The following is a 17,676-nucleotide window of genomic DNA, read 5'->3' on the forward strand; positions in this document are numbered from 1 at the left end:
CGTCAGAGGCTCCGACAGTCCGGAAGGAAATCTGATGCTGTACTCATCCACTCCGGCGCACGAGAAGCGCCGTCTGTTCCGCGAGCGGCTCGCGACCGGCGAGCTGCTGCGCTTCCCAGGTGCGTTCAACCCGCTGTCCGCCCGGCTCATCGAGCAGAGGGGCTTCGAGGGCGTCTACATCTCCGGTGCGGTGCTCTCCGCCGACCTGGGCCTGCCCGACATCGGCCTCACCACGCTCACCGAGGTGGCCGGCCGCGGTCAGCAGATCGCCAGGATGACCGACCTGCCGGCGATCATCGACGCCGACACCGGGTTCGGCGAGCCGATGAACGTCGCCCGCACGATCCAGACTCTCGAGGATGCCGGCCTCGCCGGCGCCCACATCGAGGACCAGATCAATCCGAAGCGCTGCGGCCACCTCGACGGCAAGGCCGTGGTGGACGAGCAGACCGCCCTCAAGCGCATCCGCGCCGCCGTCGACGCCCGTCGGGACGAGAACTTCCTGATCATGGCGCGCACCGACATCGCCGCGGTGGAGGGGCTATCGGCCGCGAAGGACCGCGCGAAGGCGCTGGTGGATGCCGGCGCCGACGCGATCTTCCCCGAGGCGATGCGATCGCTGGAGGAGTTCGCCGCGATCCGGGATGCCGTGGACGTGCCGATCCTGGCGAACATGACCGAGTTCGGCAAGAGCGACCTGTTCTCGGTCGACCAGCTGCGCGACGTGGGCGTGAACATCGTCATCTGGCCGGTGTCGCTGCTGCGGATCGCGATGGGCGCGGCGGGTCGCGCACTCGATACGCTGAACGAGGAGGGGCACCTCACCTCCAAGCTCGGCGAGATGCAGCACCGCGCCGACCTGTATGACCTCATCGACTACGAGTCGTACAACCACTTCGACTCCGGCGTCTTCAACTTCAGTATTGATCACCCGGGTCGCGAAGCGACCTCCACCCGGTTGCTGAGCGAGGAGCGCAGCGACGAGACGAAGTACGCGAAGGACTGAGCTCATGACCGAAGACATCAAGAAGGGCCTCGCCGGCGTCGTCGCCGATGTGACCGCGATCAGCAAGGTCAACCCCGAGACGAACAGCCTGCTCTACCGCGGATATCCCGTCCAGGAGCTGGCGGCCACCCAGCCGTTCGAGGCCGTCGCCTACCTGCTGTGGAACGGCGAGCTGCCGGATGCCGCGCAGCTGGCGCAGTTCCGCGAGACCGAGCGGGCGCACCGAGCGCTCCCGCCGCGGGTGAAGGACGCCATCGACGCGCTGCCGCTGGACGCGCACCCGATGGACGAGGTGCGCACCGCGGTCAGCGTGATCGGCGCCATCGAGACCGCGGGCACCGGCAACGTGCTGGATGCGGTCGGCACTCCCGACCAGAACCTGCAGCGCAGCCTGCAGCTGTTCGCCGTGCTGCCCGCGATCGTCGCCTACGGTCAGCGGCGTCGCCGCGGCCAGGCCCTGATCGAGTCGCGCGACGACCTCGACTACGCCGCCAACTTCCTCTGGCTCACCTTCGGCGAGGAGCCGGACGCCGTAGTCGTCGACGCCTTCAACCGCTCGATGATCCTGTACGCGGAGCACTCCTTCAACGCCTCCACGTTCACGGCCCGGGTGATCACCTCGACGCTCAGCGACCTGTACTCGGCCGTGGTCGGCGCGATCGGCGCGCTGAAGGGCCCGCTGCACGGCGGCGCCAACGAGGCGGTCATGCACATCTTCGACGAGATCGGCTCGGCCGATCAGGTGGTGCCGTGGCTGGAGCGGGCGCTCGCCGAGAAGCGCAAGATCATGGGCTTCGGGCACCGGGTGTACAAGCGCGGGGACTCGCGCGTTCCGACCATGAAGGCTGCGCTGGACACGCTGGTCGAGCACTACGACCGGCCCGATGTCGCCGAGCTGTACGAGAAGCTCGAGAGCGAGTTCGTCGAGCGCAAGGGCATCTACCCGAACCTCGACTACCCGTCGGGCCCGGCGTACAACCTGATCGGCTACGACACGCTCACGTTCACGCCGCTGTTCATCGCGGCGCGCATCACGGGCTGGACCGCGCACATCCTCGAGCAGCAGGCGTCCAACGCCCTGATCCGGCCGCTGTCGGCGTACAACGGCGTGGACGAGCGCCACATCGACAGCTACTCGCCCGACACCGCAGCGATCGAGGTGCAGGAGCGTCCCGAGGAGGCCGCGGGCTGACCGGCATCCGTCTCTCGGCCTCCCGGTGAGGCATCGCTTCGGGCACGAGGATCAGCGCTGCGGCGCGGACCTCGTGCCCGAAGTCGTCCGGGGGTGACGGGGAAGAATGTTCACGTTATCATTCTGGTGACATCCGAGCAGGGGAGCCACCACGTGACCATCGATCCCGCCTTCGACATCGACCGCATCGCCGACCCGCGCTTCGTCTCGGAGAACCGCCTGCCGGCGCACTCCGACCACCGCTGGTTCCGCGACGCCGACGAGGCCCGCACCGGCGTCAGCTCCTTCGAGCAGTCCCTCAACGGACGCTGGGCGTTCCGCTGCGCACGCAATCAGCGGGAGGCGCCCTCGGGCTTCGCCGACCCGGGGTACGACGTCTCCGCCTGGGACACGATCAGGGTGCCGTCGCACCTGCAACTGGAGGGCTACGACCGCCCCCAGTACGTCAATGTCGGGTACGCCTGGGACGGTCAGGAGGACATCGTCCCCGGCCAGGTGCCCGAACGCGACAACCCGATCGGATGCTATGTCCGCACGTTCACGCTGGACGCCCCGCTGCAGACCGGTGAGCGCCTGAGCGTGAGCTTCCACGGCGCCGAGAGCGCGATCGCGGTGTGGCTGAACGGACGGTACATCGGGTACAGCACCGACGGCTTCACGCCCGGCGAGTTCGACCTGACGGATGCCCTGATCGAAGGCGAGAACCGTCTCGCGGCACAGATCTTCACCTACAGCTCCGGATCGTGGCTGGAGGATCAGGACTTCTTCCGCTTCTCCGGCATCTTCCGCGACGTCGTGCTGTACCGCCGCCCGGCCGTGCACGTCGAGCACCTGCGCGTGCGGACCGTGGTGGCCGACGATCTGGCATCCGCCGACATCGAGCTGCACGTGGATCTCGCGGGCGAAGGATCGGCCTCCGCGCGCATCGACGGGCTCGGCGAGCTGACGGCCCGCGGGGACGGCGCCCTGGTGCTGCACGTCGAGGATCCGCGCCTGTGGAGCCCGGAGGACCCGCACCTGCATGAGCTGATCATCGAGGTGCGGGATTCCGAGGGGACGGTGACCGAGGTGATCCCGCAGCGCGTCGGCATCCGCCGCTTCGGAATCGAGAACGGCGTGCTCTCGCTCAACGGCGTGCGCGTCGTGTTCAACGGCATCAACCGTCACGAGTTCTCCCTGGCGGGCCGCGTCCCGTCGAGGGAGGTGACCGAGGCCGACATGCGGGTGCTGAAGGCCCACAACGTCAACGCCGTGCGCACCAGCCACTACCCGAACGACTCCATGTTCTACGAGCTGGCCGATGAGTACGGGCTGCTCGTCATCGACGAGATGAACATGGAGACGCACGGGCGCTGGACCGAGATCCGCCAGCGCGGCGCGGCGGAGGACATCGCCATCCCCGGCGACCACGACGAGTGGCGGCCGGCGGCGCTGGACCGTGCGCGCAGTATGCTCGAGCGCGACCGCAACCACCCGAGCGTCGTGATCTGGTCGTGCGGCAACGAGTCGTACGGCGGCACGGTGCTGCGGGACGTGGCCGACTGGTTCCGCCAGGCGGATCACAGACCCGTCCACTACGAGGGCGTGACCTGGGATCCGCGGCATCCGGAGACCACCGACATCACGAGCCAGATGTACACCCCGGCCGCCGCCGTCGAGCGCCAGCTGCGCGAGCATCGGGACAAGCCGTTCATCCTGTGCGAGTACGCGCACGCGATGGGCAACTCCTTCGGAGGTGTGGCGGAGTACGTCGAGCTCGCGTACCGCGACGAGCTGTTCCAGGGCGGATTCATCTGGGACTTCGCGGATCAGGCCATCCGGATGCGCGACCGGTACGGGCGCGAGTTCCTGGGCTACGGCGGCGACAACGGCGAGGCGCCGCACGACCACGACTTCAGCGGCAACGGGATCCTCTTCGCCGACCGCACCCTCTCGCCCAAGGCGCAGGAGATGAAGAAGCTGTACCAGCCCTTCGTCGTCGAGGTCTCGCCCGCCGGGGTCGCGATCACGAGCAGGATGCTGTTCACCTCGTCCTCGGCCTTCGAGACGCGCGTGTCGATCGCCCGCGAGGGCGCAGTGGTGGCCTCCGGCATCATCGACACCGACGTCGCTCCCGGAGAGACCCGCTCGTACCCGCTGCCGGTGGACGTGCCGCGGATGCCGGGGGAGTACGCGATCGTCGTGTCGCTGCACCTGCGCGTCGCGACGGCGTGGGCGCCATCCGGGCACGAGGTGGCCTGGGGCGAGCACGTGGTCGCTGTCGGCGAGCCGGCGCCGGCTGTCGTGGCCGCCCGGCCCCAGGTCGTGGAGGGCACCCTGAGCATCGGCGTGCACGGACCCGGGTTCCACGTGCTCTTCTCGCGGCTGTTCAACGGGCTCGGCTCGTACCGCTTCGGCGGGTCGCGGACGGGAGGTCGCGAGCTGCTGGCCGGCACCGTGACCCCGAACTTCTGGCACGCGCCGACCTCGAACGAGCGCGGCTGGAACGGACCGTTCGACGAGGGGCAGTGGCTGCTGGCCAGCCGGTACGGACGCGCCAGCGGATACCACGAGCCGGCGGACATCTCGGTGATGCAGGAGGAGCAGGGGGTGCGCATCGGGTACCGGTACGAGCTTCCGACGAACCCCGTCACGCACTGCGAGCTGAGCTACCTGATCGACGGCTCCGGCCGGGTGGAGGTCACGCAGCGGATGCACGTGCCCGAGGGCATGCCCGCGATGCCGGAGTTCGCGACCATGCTCGCCATGCCCGCCGACTACGACCGGGTGCGCTGGTACGGCGAGGGGCCGGAGGAGTGCTACGTCGACCGCCGCGCGGGCGCCCGGCTCGGCGTCTACGACCGCCGCGTGCCGGACATGCTCACGCCCTACCTGAACCCGCAGGAGGCGGGGAACCGCACGGGCGTGCGCTGGGCCGAGGTGACGGATGCCCAGGGCGTCGGGCTGCGCTTCGAGGGCGATCCGACCATGGAGTTCTCGGCGCTCAGCTGGACGCCCGCAGAGATCGAGAGCGCACTCCATCCGAACGAGCTGCCGCCGATCCACCGCACGATCGTGCGGCCGGCGCTCATGCGCCGCGGCGTCGCCGGCGACGACTCGTGGGGTGCGCGTCCGCTGGCCGAGCACCTGCTGCCGACCGGCGACCTCGAGTTCCGCTTCGCCTTCCGGGGGATCTAGCCCGTCAGCCCCGGAGCCGCCCCGCCTGTGCCTTCACCGGCGGGGCGGCGCGGTGCTGGCGCGCACGACGAGATCGGTGGGGACCAGTCCCGGCCCCGTCTCCCCGCGGTGCTCGATCCGGTCGACCAGCATCTCCACGGCGGTGGTGCCCACGCGGTCGAAGTACTGGTGGACGGTGGTCAGGGGCGGCTGGAAGTCGGCGGCCATGTCCATGTCGTCGAAGCCGACCACGCTCACGTCGTCCGGCACGATCCGCCCGGCCTCGCGCAGGGCGCGCATGGCGCCCAGGGCCATCTCGTCGTTCGCGGCGAACACGGCGGTCACCGACGGGTCGGCGGCCAGCCGGAGCCCGGCGGCGTGACCGGATGCCGCGCTCCAGTCGCCGTGCAGCACCGGCGGGACCTCGCGGTCGTGCGCGCGCAGCGTCGCCTCCCAGGAGGCCGCACGGTCACGAGCGGAGAACGAGTCCTCGGGGCCGCTGATGTGCCACACCGTGCGATGGCCGAGGCCGAGAAGATGCTCGGTGGCCAGCCGCGCGCCCTGGGCCTGGTCGATGTCGATCGTCGGGTAGGGCTGGGAGCCGCCCGCCGTCACCACCACCGCGGGGATGCCAGCGATGTGCGCGAGATCGGAGTCGTGCAGGTCGTGCGCCTCGAGCACGACGAGCACCCCGTCCACCGCCTGCTCCGCGAGCCGCACGAACGCCCCGGCGAGACCCGCCTGGGCGATGGTCCACAGCGGGGTCAGCGCCAGCGAGTAGCCCGCCCGCGACGCCTCGTTGGCGATGGCCTCCAGCGTGCGCATGTTGCCGTAACTGGAGAGACCGGACATGATCACGCCGAGGGTGCGGAACCGGCCGGACTTCAGCGCGCGGGCGGCGGAGTTCGGCCGGTAGCCGAGCCGGTCCATCGCGGCCAGCACCTTCTCGCGCGTCGCCGGCCGCACGATGTCCATGCCGTTGGCCACCCGAGAGACGGTCTGCGCGGACACCCCGGCCTCTCGTGCGACGTCGATGATCGACGGGGCGCGCCATACGCGTGCGTCGGGTCTGTCCGCCACCGAGTGCTCCTTCTCCGCCCTATCTGAACGATATCAACCGGGACGGACGGGGACCCGATCAACCCGGACGGACGGGTACCCGGCGCAACCGGCCAGTCTGCCTCTGCGCAGATCGCAGGAAAATGCTTTCCGAGGTCTTGCGCAATCGTCCCCGCCGATGTAGAACTGACTTGCAACTAGTTACAGTCTTGGTGGCGTCGAACTCGATAAGGACCTCACCGCCCCATCTGCACATCAAAGGAGATCACATGCACGACGCATGGAAGCAGACTTTCACGCGACGGCTCTTCATCGCCTCGACCGGTGTCGCCATCGCATCATTGGCGCTCGCGGGCTGCTCCGGGGCTGGAAACGCCGCCGGTGGGTCAGCGGACAAGACCACGATCCGATTCCTCTATGCCACGGGCGACGAGACCTGGAACAGCACGGTCGATGCTCTCGTGAAGGACTTCAACGAGCACAGCGACACGACCACCGTGAAGCTCGACCCCCTGCCTGCGGGCAGCGACTATGCCACCGCCTTGAAGACGGTCGATGCGACCGGCAAGTGGCCGGCGATCGTCGACATGCGCGACACTCTGACCTACGTGAAGGCCGGCAAGCTCGCGCCCATCCCGTCGGAGGTCACCGACCTGCTGCAGCCCGACGCCTTCGCCCCGGCGGCCGATGGCAATGTCTACACGACTCCCTACAGCGCTCTGAACGGTGAGATCGGCATCAACATCGTCTACGACAAGGACTACTTCAAGAAGCACGACCTGTCCGTGCCGAAGACCTACGACGACTTCATCTCTCTGATGAAGAAGATCAAGTCCAATGGTGATGTGCCGCTGGCGACCGCGGCTGCGGAGGTGTGGCCCTCGGATCAGCTGTGGAAGCCGCTGGCTGCACCGACGTTCGCCGAGTACGCCGACAAGGGAGGGTTCTGGAACGCGGTCGTGAACGGCGACGCCAGCATCGCCGATCTTCGCGCCCCGCTCGAGGAGCTTCAGGACATCACCGACAATTACGTGCTGCAAGGGTGGCAGTCCACCGCCGATGCGCAGACGACCACCCTGCTCGTGAACAAGCAGGCAGTCATGGCCACATCGTCGGCCGGGCTGGGACGACTGATGGACATCAGCAAGGTCGATCCGAAGTTCAACGCCGGGATGTTCATCGTCCCGGCGAAGGACGGCAAGATCTACGTCCTCAAGAACAGCGTCGTGGGCGACACCGCAGGCGGTCTGGCCATCTCGTCGCAGGCGGCGAAGAACAAGAAGGAACTGGCCTCATCGATCGAGTTCCTGAAGTACTTCTACTCCGTCGACGCCGCGAACCTGATGCAGAAGAGCGGCTGGCTGAATCCGAACATCAAGAAGTCCGACGAAGTGAAGCTGAACGAATCCATTCCGGGCGCCGCAGACTACTTCGCGCTGCTGAAGAACCCGAACCTCGTCTGGTACGAGAACTCGCCCGAGCTGCCCACCTTCAGCGCCTTCAACACGTTCTTCCGTCAGGCGCGGATCGAGATGCAGGACGAGCAGACCACGATCGATCAGACGATCGACAAGTCTCAGAAAGAACTCGAGAACCAGGTTGCAGCGGCGGGCTGATTCCGCCACGGGGCCGGGCACAGTCTGCGCCCGGCCCCGGACCATTGACCCATCGTTTCCGAAGGAGGACACATGAGCGATCAGAGCTCGATGGAGGGCGGTATCGGCGTCATCGGCGCCGCCGCGCTCCTCACCGATGAGCCGCATCTCGCGGGCACGCCGGATGTCGTTCGCGACGCACCTTCCCGGCGTCGGGGCATCAGCATCGCGACCCGCGGACGTCTCGTCCTCATCGGATTCGTGATCCCCGCACTGGTGGTCTATCTGCTGATGGTGATCATCCCGTCGCTGCAGTCCGTGCAGCTCAGCTTCACGAACTGGGATGGGATCAGCGACTCGTACGACTACATCGGCGCGAAGAACTACGAGATCATCCTGAACGACGGCCGCTTCTGGAACGCGGTGAAGAACACCCTGATCCTGGGGCTCGGGTCCGCCGTCATCGTCAATGTGATCGCGCTGGCCATCGCGCTCATGCTCGACCGGCTCAATCACGCTCAGGGCCTGTTCCGCACCGCGGTGTATCTGCCCGCCCTGGTGAGCGCGTTCATCATGGCCACGATCTGGAAGTACCTGCTCAACTACAACTTCGGGATGGTCAACGGAGTGCTGCGCGATCTCGGGCTGCCGAGCTGGACCCGCGACTGGCTCGGTGACAGCGGCATGGTGGTCTGGGTCATCCTGTTCATCGCCTGCTTCACGCTCGGCGGAAACACCACTCTCATCTACCTGGCCAACCTGCAGTCCGTCCCGCAGGAGCTGCTCGAAGCTGCCCGAATCGATGGCGCGGACGGCTGGAAGGTCTTCTGGAACGTCACCTGGCCCATGATCGCCGGAGCTGTCACCGTGAACATGACCCTGGCGATGATCGCCGGCTGGGTCATCTTCGATCAGGTGATGGTGCTCACAGCAGGGGGGCCGGGCTTCGTGAGCGAAACCATGGCCTTCTTCATCTACAAGGTCGGCTTCGGGGAATACCGAGCTGGATTCGGCTCGGCCGCAGCCGTGGTCCTGTTCATCGTCGTGATCGTCAGCACCGTCGGCGCCAACGCCTACATGCGCAAGAGGGAGATCCAGGCATGAGCGCCGCCGACACCACCCGTGCACACGTGCTGCCCAAGAAGACGCGCACGCCGAGGGAGAAGAAGAAGTGGAGTCCCGGCGAGGTCGTCGTGATGGCCGTGCTCACGGTGCTCGTCCTCGTCGTCGCATCGCCGGTGATCTACGCCCTGCTCCAGTCGTTCCGCTCCTACGCCGAGATCACCATCGATCCGATGGGCCTCCCGACCCGGTTCACGCTCGACAATTACATCGCCCTGTTCCAGCAGACCGACTACGCTGAAGCGCTGCTGAACACGCTCATCATCACCGTCGGAACGGTGGTGCTGCTGGTCGCCGTCGTCCCGATGGCCGCGTACGGCATCGAACGCGTAGGTGGCTGGACCAGCCGCTTCCTATACGTCCTGTTCATCGCCGGCCTCATGATCCCCTTCCAGGTGAGGATGATCCCGCTGGTCAAGGGGTTCAACGAGGTGGGCCTCTACAGCACGCTCACGGCCGTGATCCTCGTTCACCTCGGCGGGGCGTCGAGCTTCGGCATCCTCCTCTACTGCAGCTTCATCAAGGGCATCCCGATCGAAGTCGAAGAAGCCGCTCACGTCGACGGTGCGGGCCGGCTTCGCACGTTCTGGCTGATCGTCTTCCCGATGCTGATGCCGGTGACCAGTGCGTTCGTGATCATCCAGGCTCTGGGCCTGTGGAACGACTTCTTCGTCCCACTGGTGTTCCTCGACTCTTCCTCTGCAGGAACGATCAACGTCGCGATCAACCGGATGATCGGCCTTCTGACCTCGCAGTGGCAGCTGATCTACACGGGTGCGATCCTGGCGGTCATCCCGTCGATCGCGATCTTCGCCGGCTTCCAGCGCTATTTCATCAAGGGAATGTCGGTCGGAGCGGTGAAGGGATGAACACTCTGTACAGAGTCGGATCCGGCCGTTCTCTCGGCCGCATCCGGCAGATCCTCGGTTATGACGGACCAGTCGCATCCACTGTCCTCGGAGTCTTCGCCGTCTTCGTCGCCTCGGTGTCCTTTCTCGCTTCGATGCTGCCCGCACTTCTCTTCCAGGCGCTGGTCGGCTGGCAGGGGACGCATGCGGCCATCTGGCTCGGCGCGATCTCGTTGACGACCGTCTTCCCAGGAATACACGGCCTGCTCGCCGCGGCGACGTCGATGCTGGACGACGGATTCGAGAGCGCTCGCGCCGCACGCCGGTTCTGGCAGGCGTTCGGCACAGCGTTCCGCGGGTTGTGGTGGATGTCGGCGGTCCTGCCCGCGGCGACTGTGATCCTCGGATACGACTACGCGCTGATGGGCGGGAACGACGTCGTCCTCCTGCTCGTGGTCAGCGGTGCCGCCCTGGCCATCGCACTCGTCGTGGGAGTGGCTGCGACGGCGCAGTCGATCCACACCTGCGCGCCGGTCGTGCTGATGACACGAACCGTATCGGCCATGCTGCGTCGCCCCCACGTCGTTCTGGCCTGGCTGCTCATCGTCGGCCTGACGGTCTCGGCGATGGTCCTGCCCGTCATCGGCGCCGTAGCGGTGCTGCTTCTGCCCGCCGGCGCCGCGCTCGCGATCGTGGTGTGCAATCGATCACTGGGATATTCGGCACTCGTGGACGGAGCCGCACGATGAGCACCGCACTTGACTCTCAACCGCGCGTGGCGGACTCGTGCGCGATGATCGGCGCGTTCCGCCTGCACTGGTCCGGGTGCGCGCCCGCCTCGCTGACCGCCGACCTTCCGGGCATCGGACGCGATTCCGTCGCACTCGTGGAGATCTTCTCCGCTTCGGAGCACCGCGCGCGCACCAGCCAGGCATATGTGCGCTCCGCCATCGGGAGCCGACTGAGAATTCGGAGCGTGGACCGTGCCGTCGATGACGATGCCAGTGTTCTCGTCGCCGTGCAGCGCGACGACGAAACCGGGATCGAAGTGTCGACCACCATCCGCACGACGCAGGGTGCGCGCACCGTGCGGATGCAGCACGTCATCCGCAACACCGGTGCGGAGGCTCTGGTGCTCACCGCCGTCTCGTCCGCGACGATCGGCTTCGGAAGCAAGGAAGCCGACCTCGACCCGGCTCGGCTGCTCACGGCGCGCAGCGAATGGCTCGCGGAGGATCGCTGGGTGGATCGTCCCCTGCGTGAAGCGCTGCCCTCGCTCTCGTTGCCCATCCACGCGCAGGACGGTCGAGGGCGGTACGCCATCGTCAGCCATGGTTCGTGGTCGACCGGGGAGCACCTGCCCGTGGGCGTTCTGCTCGCGTCGTCGGATCCCGAGGCCCCCGCCCTCGCCTGGCAGCTCGAGACGTCCGCAGGCTGGTGCGCCGACATGTCGCAGGGAGCCGAAGGCGCCGCGCTGTCGCTGCTCGGGCCGACGGATCTCGAGCATCAGTTCGCCCAGGTGCTCGCTCCGGGGGAGAGCCTCCTCACCGAGCCTGTGGCGCTGGCCGCAGTGCGCGGCGGAGCCGATGCGGCGTTCGCCGAGCTGACTCGGTATCGCCGCAGCATCCGATGGGAACCCGAGTCCGCCACCCTGCCGGTCATCTACAACGACTTCATGAACACGCTGATGGGACAGCCGAGCACGGAGGCTCTGCTCCCGCTCGTTGATGCCGCGGCAGACGCCGGCGTGGAGGTGTTCTGCGTCGATGCCGGCTGGTTCGCAGACCCGGAACTGGGCGACTGGTGGTCGACGGTCGGGGAGTGGCAGGAAGCGGAGACCCGGTTCAGCGGTGGACTCACGCAGATCACCGATCGCATCGCCGCCCGCGGCATGCGGGTGGGCCTCTGGCTCGAACCGGAAGTGGTCGGAGTGGACAGCGCTGCGGCCAGCACGCTGCCTGAGCAGGCGTTCTTCCGCCGGTACGGCAGGCCTGTCGTCGAGCACCGCCGCCTGCACCTGGACTTCCGGCATCCGGCCGCCCGCGCGCATGCGGACGACGCAGTGGACCGCGTGATCGCAGACTATGGGGCGACCTACCTGAAGCTCGATTACAACATCAATCCCGGCGTGGGGACCGAAGTCGACGCGGCAGCGCCCGGCGCGGGGCTGCTCGGTCACGCCAGGGCCTATCGGGAGTGGCTCATCGCCGTGCAGCAACGGCATCCGGGCGTGCTGATCGAGAACTGCAGCTCAGGGGCCATGAGGGCCGACTACGGGCTGCTTGCGGTGAGCCACCTGCAGTCGACCAGCGACCAGCAGGATCACCGCCTGTATCCGCCGATCGCCGCGTCCGCCCCCGCGTCGATCCTGCCCGAGCAGTGTGGCAACTGGGCGTATCCCGCTGAGCCGATGAGCGATGCGGAGACCGCGTTCACGCTGGTGACCGGCCTCAGTGGTCGGCTGTACCTCTCCGGCTTCCTCGATCAGCTCCGGCCGGAACAGACGGCGCTGCTGAGCGAGGCGGTGTCCCTGCACAAGAGTCTCCGCCGCGACCTGACATCCGCCGAACCGTTCTGGCCCCGAGGCCTCCCCGGATGGGAGGACGAGGTGGTCTGTCTCGGCCTGCGCGGTGCCGCGGGCACACTGCTGTTCGTGTGGGATCGCAGCGAGGACGCGGCCGAGTTCGTGATTCCCGGCATCAGGGGCACGGCGGATCAGGTCTTTCCCAGTCGCGACGGATCGTGGCAACTCGACGCCGTATCGAGCGGGCTCCGCATCCGAACCGGTTGTGGTATCGGCGCGCGGGTGCTGCATGTCGCGGAGGCCGGCTCATGAGCGCGGTCATCCGCACGGGGGAGCTCCTCCTCGACGACCGCGGACTCATCGCGCAGCTGCACGGCATCGGGATCCGGCGCGTGGACGAGCACTGGTACGCCTGGGGGGAGAACAAGACGGCCGGCGACAGGTTCACCTCGATCGCGTGCTATCGCTCAGCGGATCTCGCGACCTGGGAGTTCGTCGGCGATGCGCTCAGCTCCGGTGACGGCGACCTCGCACCCGACCGGATCATCGAGCGGCCCAAGGCTCTGCATCGGCCGGACGGGAAGTGGGTGCTGCTCGTCCATGTGGACGACGCGGACTACTCCGCGGCCAGGGTCGGCTACGCGATCGCCGACCGGCCCGAGGGCCCTTATGAGTACCTGGGCAGTGAACGTCCCCTCGGCAACGTGAGCAGAGACATCGGTGTCTTTCAGGAGGGCGATGCGGCGTACCTGCTTTCCGAGGACCGGGACCACGGCCTGCACATCTACCGGCTCCGGGAGGACTGGTGCGGTGTGGAATCGATCGTCGCGACCCTGCGTCAACAGGACCGCCCCGAGCTCGGCTACGAATCGCCCACGCTGATCCGGCACGAGGGACGCTGCTATCTGTTCGGGGCGGACCTCACCGGCTGGGACCTGAACGACAACAAGTACGCGACCGCACCCTCGCTCGAAGGGCCCTGGTCCGCCTGGAGGGACTTCGCGCCGGCGGGCAGCCGCACCTTCGACTCACAGGTGAGCGTCGTGCTGCCTGTCGGAGAGGGGCACGTGTACTTCGGAGACCGCTGGCGACGCGAGGAACTCGCCTCCTCCGCCCCGGTGTGGCTCCCGCTGATTATCGAGAACGGTCGCGCAGAGCTGATCTGGCGCGACGAATGGAGCATCGAGGAGATGAACGCGTGAAGGAGCTTCCGCGCGCCGCCCTGGCGATGAGACCGGCGACCCTCGCCGACCACCTGTTCGCACCGCACCGAGCCCGCCTGGCGGCGATGGTCGAACTGCATCCGGCTGTGCTCACCGAATTCGACAGCGTCGATGCGCGGCGCGCACTCGAAGACGTCGAGATCCTGATCACCGGATGGGGGTGCCCGCGCATCCTCAGCCGGCAGCTCGACCTTATGCCGCACCTGCGGGCGGTCGTCTTCACGGGTGGCTCGGCCGGTGCGCTCGTCGATCCCGCTGAGGCTGCGCGTCGCGGAATCGCCCTCACCAACACCGGAGAGGGCAACGCGAAGGGGGTCGCGGAGTACACGTTCGCGACCATCGTGCTGGCGGGCAAGCGCGCACGGGACGCGGAACGGCTCTATCGCGAGCGTCGTGCATTCATCCCGCGCGAGGAGGAGCTGCTGGACACCGGGAACTTCGGCCGCACCGTGGGGCTGATCGGTGCATCTCGCATCGGGCGCCGTGTCGCACAGCTGCTCGCTCCCACCGACATGCGCGTGCTGATCTTCGACCCGTATGCGGGTGAGGATGAGATCGTGGCGCTGGGAGCGGAACAGGTCGATCTCGACGAGCTGATGGCTCACTCGGACATCGTCTCGGTGCACGCTCCCGCCATCCCCGAGACCGACCACATGATCGGCTCCCGAGCGCTGTCCCTGATGCGTGATGGGGCCGTGCTCATCAACACGGCGCGGGGTTCGCTGGTCGATCACGACGCGCTGCGTGAGCATGCCCGGAACGGCCGCATCCGGGCGATCCTCGACGTGACGGATCCCGAGCCGCTGCCCCCTGACGACGAGCTCTGGAGCCTGCCGAACGTCACTCTGACCCCGCACATCGCGGGCGCCACCGGCAACGAACTGCATCGTCTCGGGCGAGATGCCGTGGACGAGGTCGAGCGATACGTCGCCGGTGAGGTCTTCGCCGGACTCGAACGAGTACCGGGCATGGTCCGATGATCTCGCCGCGCAACCCGATCCTTCGCGGGTTCAACCCCGATCCGTCGATTCTGCGCGTCGGCGACGACTTTTTCATCGCGACCAGCACGTTCGAGTTCCATCCTGCGGTGCGGATCCACCACTCCGTAGACCTGGTGAACTGGACTGTGCGCGGGCACGCCCTGGATCTGGACCTGCGCGGCATCCCCGATTCCGGCGGCGTCTGGGCCCCGAGTCTGTCCTACGCGGACGGTCTGTTCTGGCTGGCCTACTCGATCGTGCGCACGATGGATGGCGACGACAAGGACATCGACAACTACCTCGTCACGTCCGAGAGCGTCGACGGGCCGTGGAGCGAGCCGGTGCACCTGGGCTCACGCGGTTTCGACTTCTCGTTCTTCCACGACACTGACGGCACCCACTGGATCGTGGGCGTGCAATGGGATCAGCGCCCCGAGCACCCGTCCTTCAGCGGGCTGGTGCTCGAGCAGTACCTGCCTGAACAGCGACGCACGTCTGGTGAGGCGACGCTGCTGTATCAGGAGCCCACTCTCGTGGAGGGTCCGAATCTCTACCACATCGGCGACTGGTACCACCTGCTGATCGCAGCCGGCGGAACGGGATGGAATCACGCGATCACGATGGCACGCTCTCGTCACAGGGAGGGCCCGTACGAGCGCGATCCGCGGCCGTTCGTGCTGACGAGCCGAGACGCCCCCGGAGCCCCGCTGCAGAAGGCGGGGCATGGCGAGCTCGTGCAGACCGCGGACGGCGAATGGATGCTGGCGCACCTGGCATCCCGTCCGACCTTGCATCTGGGGGAGCGGTACTCGACTCTCGGGCGCGAGACCTGCCTGCAGCGCGTGGTCTTCGACGACGACGGCTGGCTCCGGCTGGAGGGCGGTGGTCACCATGCCCTCACCGGGACGGATCGCGCTCCGCAGGTCTCGTGGATCGATGAATTCGACGGACCGCTGAATTCTGCGCGCTGGTCCACGCTGCGTGCGCCACTCAGCCTGGACGCCGCCGATCTGGCGAGCCGACCCGGGTGGCTTCGGCTGCGTGGCGGGCACTCGACCTCATCGGTGTTCGATCAGTCGATGATCCTCACCCGCGTGGAGGAGCACGAGACCGACTTCTCCGTGGTGATCGATGCGTCGCCCACCACCCCGCGGGAGAGCGCGGGGATCATCGCCTGGTACGACCGGTCCGGCTGGATCCAGCTGCAGGTGACGGCGGATGCCGAGAACGGCAGGCATCTGCGGGTGGTGACCCGCGACGGCCGGCGTACCGAGCGCTCCGGCCCGGTGCGGGTGCCGGATGGGCAGCTGACGCTGCACGCGCGGCTCCGGGGCCCCGAGCTGACCTTCGCGTGGCGCGACACGCAGCGTGTCGAGCACAGGATCGAGGGTACGTACCCGGCATGGAAGCTGTCCGACGATCATGGCGAACTCCTGCGGTTCACCGGCCTGTTCCTCGGACTCAGGGCAGACGACCTGGACGGTCGCGGCTGGAGCGCCGACTTCGACAGCGCCGCGCTCGCTCAGCGCGAGGTCTGAAGAAACCCCACGTGCGGTTCGCCGCCGGACGAGCCCGGATCAGGAGCCCGATATGCCGCCGACCATCGACCCTCGCGACCACGGTGCCGTCGGCGACGGCGTGACGAAGGACACCGCGGCGCTGCAGGCAACTCTGGACGCATGCGGAGAAGCAGGTGGTGGGCGAGTGGTGCTCGAGGACGGCACGTTTCTCACGGGAACGCTCTTCCTCCGCTCGCGCGTCGAGCTGCACATAGCCGCGTCGGCGCGGCTTCTCGCCAGTCCCGACATCGATGACTACCGCGAGGACGTCCATCACAACCGCTATCGCAACGAGCCCGACCTCGATCGCTGCCTGCTGTACGCCGAGGACGTCGAGCACGTCACGTTGAGCGGAGGCGGCGAGATCAATGGGAACGGTCCCGCCTTCCCGCGGTCCGGACCGCCCGGACGAGCCATGATGCTGCGCACACTGAGAGCGAGTCACGTGCGGGTGCGCGACCTCCGGCTGCTGGATGCATCGGGCTGGACCACCGCGTTCCTGGATTCGCGCTGGATCTGGGTCGAGGACGTGCGCATCCACAACGCGTCGAACTTCAACGGCGATGGCCTCAACTTCGACGGCTGCGAGCACGTGTGGGTTCGCGGATGTCACATCGTCGGCACGGACGACAACATCTGCCTGCAGTCCTCGAGTCGCGAGTATCCCACTCGGGACGTGCACATCAGCGATTGCGAGCTGAGCTCGGTCTGCGCGGGCATCCGCATCGGCCTCAAGTCGATCGGCACGATCAGCGATGTCACCATCCAGGGCGTGAGCATGGCGCGCGTGCTGCGCGAGGGAGTGAAGATCGAGTGCACGGAGGGCGGCACGATCACCAGGATCGCGATCAGCGACCTCGTCATGCAGGACGTGCGTCGACCGCTCTGGGTCCTGCTGAACAATCGCTTCGAGCCCGATGATCTCGGCTCATCCAAGGAACTCGACCACATGCCGCCCATCGGAGAGCTGTCGCACGTCCGCGTCTCGGGCCTGACCGCGGTCGACTCCGAGGAGATGCGCCGGGAGCAGTGGCGATTCGACCACGACATCCAGGGAACGCCCGAGTTCGCTGGGATCCGCGTGGACGCGGCGCCGGGCAGACCGATCCGATACCTCAGCCTGCGCGACATCACCTACGTGCCGTGGGGTGGGGTGCAGAGGCCGTCTCACCGCATCGAGGAGTATCCGGAGGTGGTCGACGGGCTGCGCGGAAGCACGGTCGGTGCATCGTCGAACTACTATCCGACCTGGAGCCGGACGACCTTCCTCGATGTGCGCAATGTCGAGCAGCTGCGCCTTGACGCGATTCTGCTGGAATCGCAGCATCCGGATTCGCGTCCCCCGTACCGGGTGGAGGGCTGCACGATCCTCGCTGAGGACGTCACCGTGGTCGGCGCGGCATGAGACGGTG

The 17,676-nt window shown here is 67.4% G+C and carries 13 protein-coding genes; 12 read left to right on the forward strand and 1 reads right to left on the reverse strand.

Annotated features, from left to right (window positions below; all coding sequences use genetic code 11):
* The first annotated feature begins 34 nt into the window (after positions 1 to 34).
* From prpB to ACTJJ4_RS16690, 3 genes are all read left to right on the forward strand, one after another.
* Positions 35 to 1,006, forward strand: coding sequence for a methylisocitrate lyase (gene prpB / locus ACTJJ4_RS16680; RefSeq protein ID WP_440944345.1), 972 nt, complete (start codon positions 35 to 37; stop codon positions 1,004 to 1,006).
* A 4-nt stretch (positions 1,007 to 1,010) separates the two neighbouring features.
* On the forward strand, positions 1,011 to 2,198 hold the full coding sequence (locus ACTJJ4_RS16685; protein ID WP_440944346.1) for a bifunctional 2-methylcitrate synthase/citrate synthase: 1,188 nt from the start codon (positions 1,011 to 1,013) through the stop codon (positions 2,196 to 2,198).
* 153 nt (positions 2,199 to 2,351) lie between these two features.
* Positions 2,352 to 5,375: a glycoside hydrolase family 2 TIM barrel-domain containing protein gene (locus tag ACTJJ4_RS16690; RefSeq protein WP_440944347.1), complete on the forward strand. Its 3,024-nt coding sequence runs from the start codon at positions 2,352 to 2,354 to the stop codon at positions 5,373 to 5,375.
* Between the two features lie 33 nt (positions 5,376 to 5,408).
* Here ACTJJ4_RS16690 and ACTJJ4_RS16695 read toward each other — a convergent pair whose 3' ends face one another.
* Positions 5,409 to 6,434, reverse strand: coding sequence for a LacI family DNA-binding transcriptional regulator (locus tag ACTJJ4_RS16695; RefSeq protein ID WP_440944348.1), 1,026 nt, complete (start codon positions 6,432 to 6,434; stop codon positions 5,409 to 5,411).
* 248 nt (positions 6,435 to 6,682) lie between these two features.
* On the opposite strand from ACTJJ4_RS16695, the gene ACTJJ4_RS16700 reads away from it, so the two are divergent.
* The 9 genes from ACTJJ4_RS16700 (at position 6,683) to ACTJJ4_RS16740 (ending at position 17,669) form a co-directional block, all read left to right on the forward strand.
* The gene (locus tag ACTJJ4_RS16700) at positions 6,683 to 8,029 is read left to right on the forward strand and encodes an ABC transporter substrate-binding protein (protein ID WP_440944349.1); all 1,347 of its coding nucleotides are present in this window, start codon (positions 6,683 to 6,685) and stop codon (positions 8,027 to 8,029) included.
* Between the two features lie 72 nt (positions 8,030 to 8,101).
* The gene (locus ACTJJ4_RS16705) at positions 8,102 to 9,112 is read left to right on the forward strand and encodes a carbohydrate ABC transporter permease (protein ID WP_440944350.1); all 1,011 of its coding nucleotides are present in this window, start codon (positions 8,102 to 8,104) and stop codon (positions 9,110 to 9,112) included.
* The gene (locus ACTJJ4_RS16710) at positions 9,109 to 9,999 is read left to right on the forward strand and encodes a carbohydrate ABC transporter permease (RefSeq protein WP_440944351.1); all 891 of its coding nucleotides are present in this window, start codon (positions 9,109 to 9,111) and stop codon (positions 9,997 to 9,999) included. Before ACTJJ4_RS16705 ends, ACTJJ4_RS16710 begins: the two co-directional genes overlap by 4 nt.
* A 134-nt stretch (positions 10,000 to 10,133) precedes the next feature.
* The gene (locus tag ACTJJ4_RS16715; RefSeq protein ID WP_440944352.1) at positions 10,134 to 10,727 is read left to right on the forward strand and encodes a hypothetical protein; all 594 of its coding nucleotides are present in this window, start codon (positions 10,134 to 10,136) and stop codon (positions 10,725 to 10,727) included.
* Positions 10,724 to 12,814: a glycoside hydrolase family 36 protein gene (locus ACTJJ4_RS16720; protein ID WP_440944353.1), complete on the forward strand. Its 2,091-nt coding sequence runs from the start codon at positions 10,724 to 10,726 to the stop codon at positions 12,812 to 12,814. The genes ACTJJ4_RS16715 and ACTJJ4_RS16720 overlap by 4 nt, the downstream gene beginning before the upstream one ends.
* On the forward strand, positions 12,811 to 13,704 hold the full coding sequence (locus tag ACTJJ4_RS16725; RefSeq protein ID WP_440944354.1) for a family 43 glycosylhydrolase: 894 nt from the start codon (positions 12,811 to 12,813) through the stop codon (positions 13,702 to 13,704). The genes ACTJJ4_RS16720 and ACTJJ4_RS16725 overlap by 4 nt, the downstream gene beginning before the upstream one ends.
* Entirely contained in the window at positions 13,701 to 14,705 is a 1,005-nt protein-coding gene (locus ACTJJ4_RS16730; RefSeq protein WP_440944355.1) for a hydroxyacid dehydrogenase, read from the forward strand. The genes ACTJJ4_RS16725 and ACTJJ4_RS16730 overlap by 4 nt, the downstream gene beginning before the upstream one ends.
* The gene (locus ACTJJ4_RS16735) at positions 14,702 to 16,243 is read left to right on the forward strand and encodes a glycoside hydrolase family 43 protein (protein ID WP_440944356.1); all 1,542 of its coding nucleotides are present in this window, start codon (positions 14,702 to 14,704) and stop codon (positions 16,241 to 16,243) included. Before ACTJJ4_RS16730 ends, ACTJJ4_RS16735 begins: the two co-directional genes overlap by 4 nt.
* Positions 16,244 to 16,295: 52 nt before the next feature.
* Positions 16,296 to 17,669 (forward strand): glycoside hydrolase family 28 protein, encoded by a 1,374-nt coding sequence (locus tag ACTJJ4_RS16740; protein WP_440944357.1) that lies wholly within the window; start codon positions 16,296 to 16,298, stop codon positions 17,667 to 17,669.
* Positions 17,670 to 17,676 lie beyond the last annotated feature (7 nt).

It is taken from the genome of Microbacterium sp. 22195 (assembly GCF_052056515.1).
Lineage (GTDB): Bacteria > Actinomycetota > Actinomycetes > Actinomycetales > Microbacteriaceae > Microbacterium.

Bases quoted from the DNA above. Each gene is read 5' to 3' on its own strand.
- prpB (WP_440944345.1), top strand. From the start codon at position 35: ATGCTGTACTCATCCACTCCGGCGCACGAGAAGCGCCGTCTGTTCCGC.
- ACTJJ4_RS16685 (WP_440944346.1), top strand. From the start codon at position 1,011: ATGACCGAAGACATCAAGAAGGGCCTCGCCGGCGTCGTCGCCGATGTG.
- ACTJJ4_RS16700 (WP_440944349.1), top strand. From the start codon at position 6,683: ATGCACGACGCATGGAAGCAGACTTTCACGCGACGGCTCTTCATCGCC.
- ACTJJ4_RS16705 (WP_440944350.1), top strand. From the start codon at position 8,102: ATGAGCGATCAGAGCTCGATGGAGGGCGGTATCGGCGTCATCGGCGCC.
- ACTJJ4_RS16710 (WP_440944351.1), top strand. From the start codon at position 9,109: ATGAGCGCCGCCGACACCACCCGTGCACACGTGCTGCCCAAGAAGACG.
- ACTJJ4_RS16715 (WP_440944352.1), top strand. From the start codon at position 10,134: ATGCTGCCCGCACTTCTCTTCCAGGCGCTGGTCGGCTGGCAGGGGACG.
- ACTJJ4_RS16720 (WP_440944353.1), top strand. From the start codon at position 10,724: ATGAGCACCGCACTTGACTCTCAACCGCGCGTGGCGGACTCGTGCGCG.
- ACTJJ4_RS16725 (WP_440944354.1), top strand. From the start codon at position 12,811: ATGAGCGCGGTCATCCGCACGGGGGAGCTCCTCCTCGACGACCGCGGA.
- ACTJJ4_RS16735 (WP_440944356.1), top strand. From the start codon at position 14,702: ATGATCTCGCCGCGCAACCCGATCCTTCGCGGGTTCAACCCCGATCCG.
- ACTJJ4_RS16740 (WP_440944357.1), top strand. From the start codon at position 16,296: ATGCCGCCGACCATCGACCCTCGCGACCACGGTGCCGTCGGCGACGGC.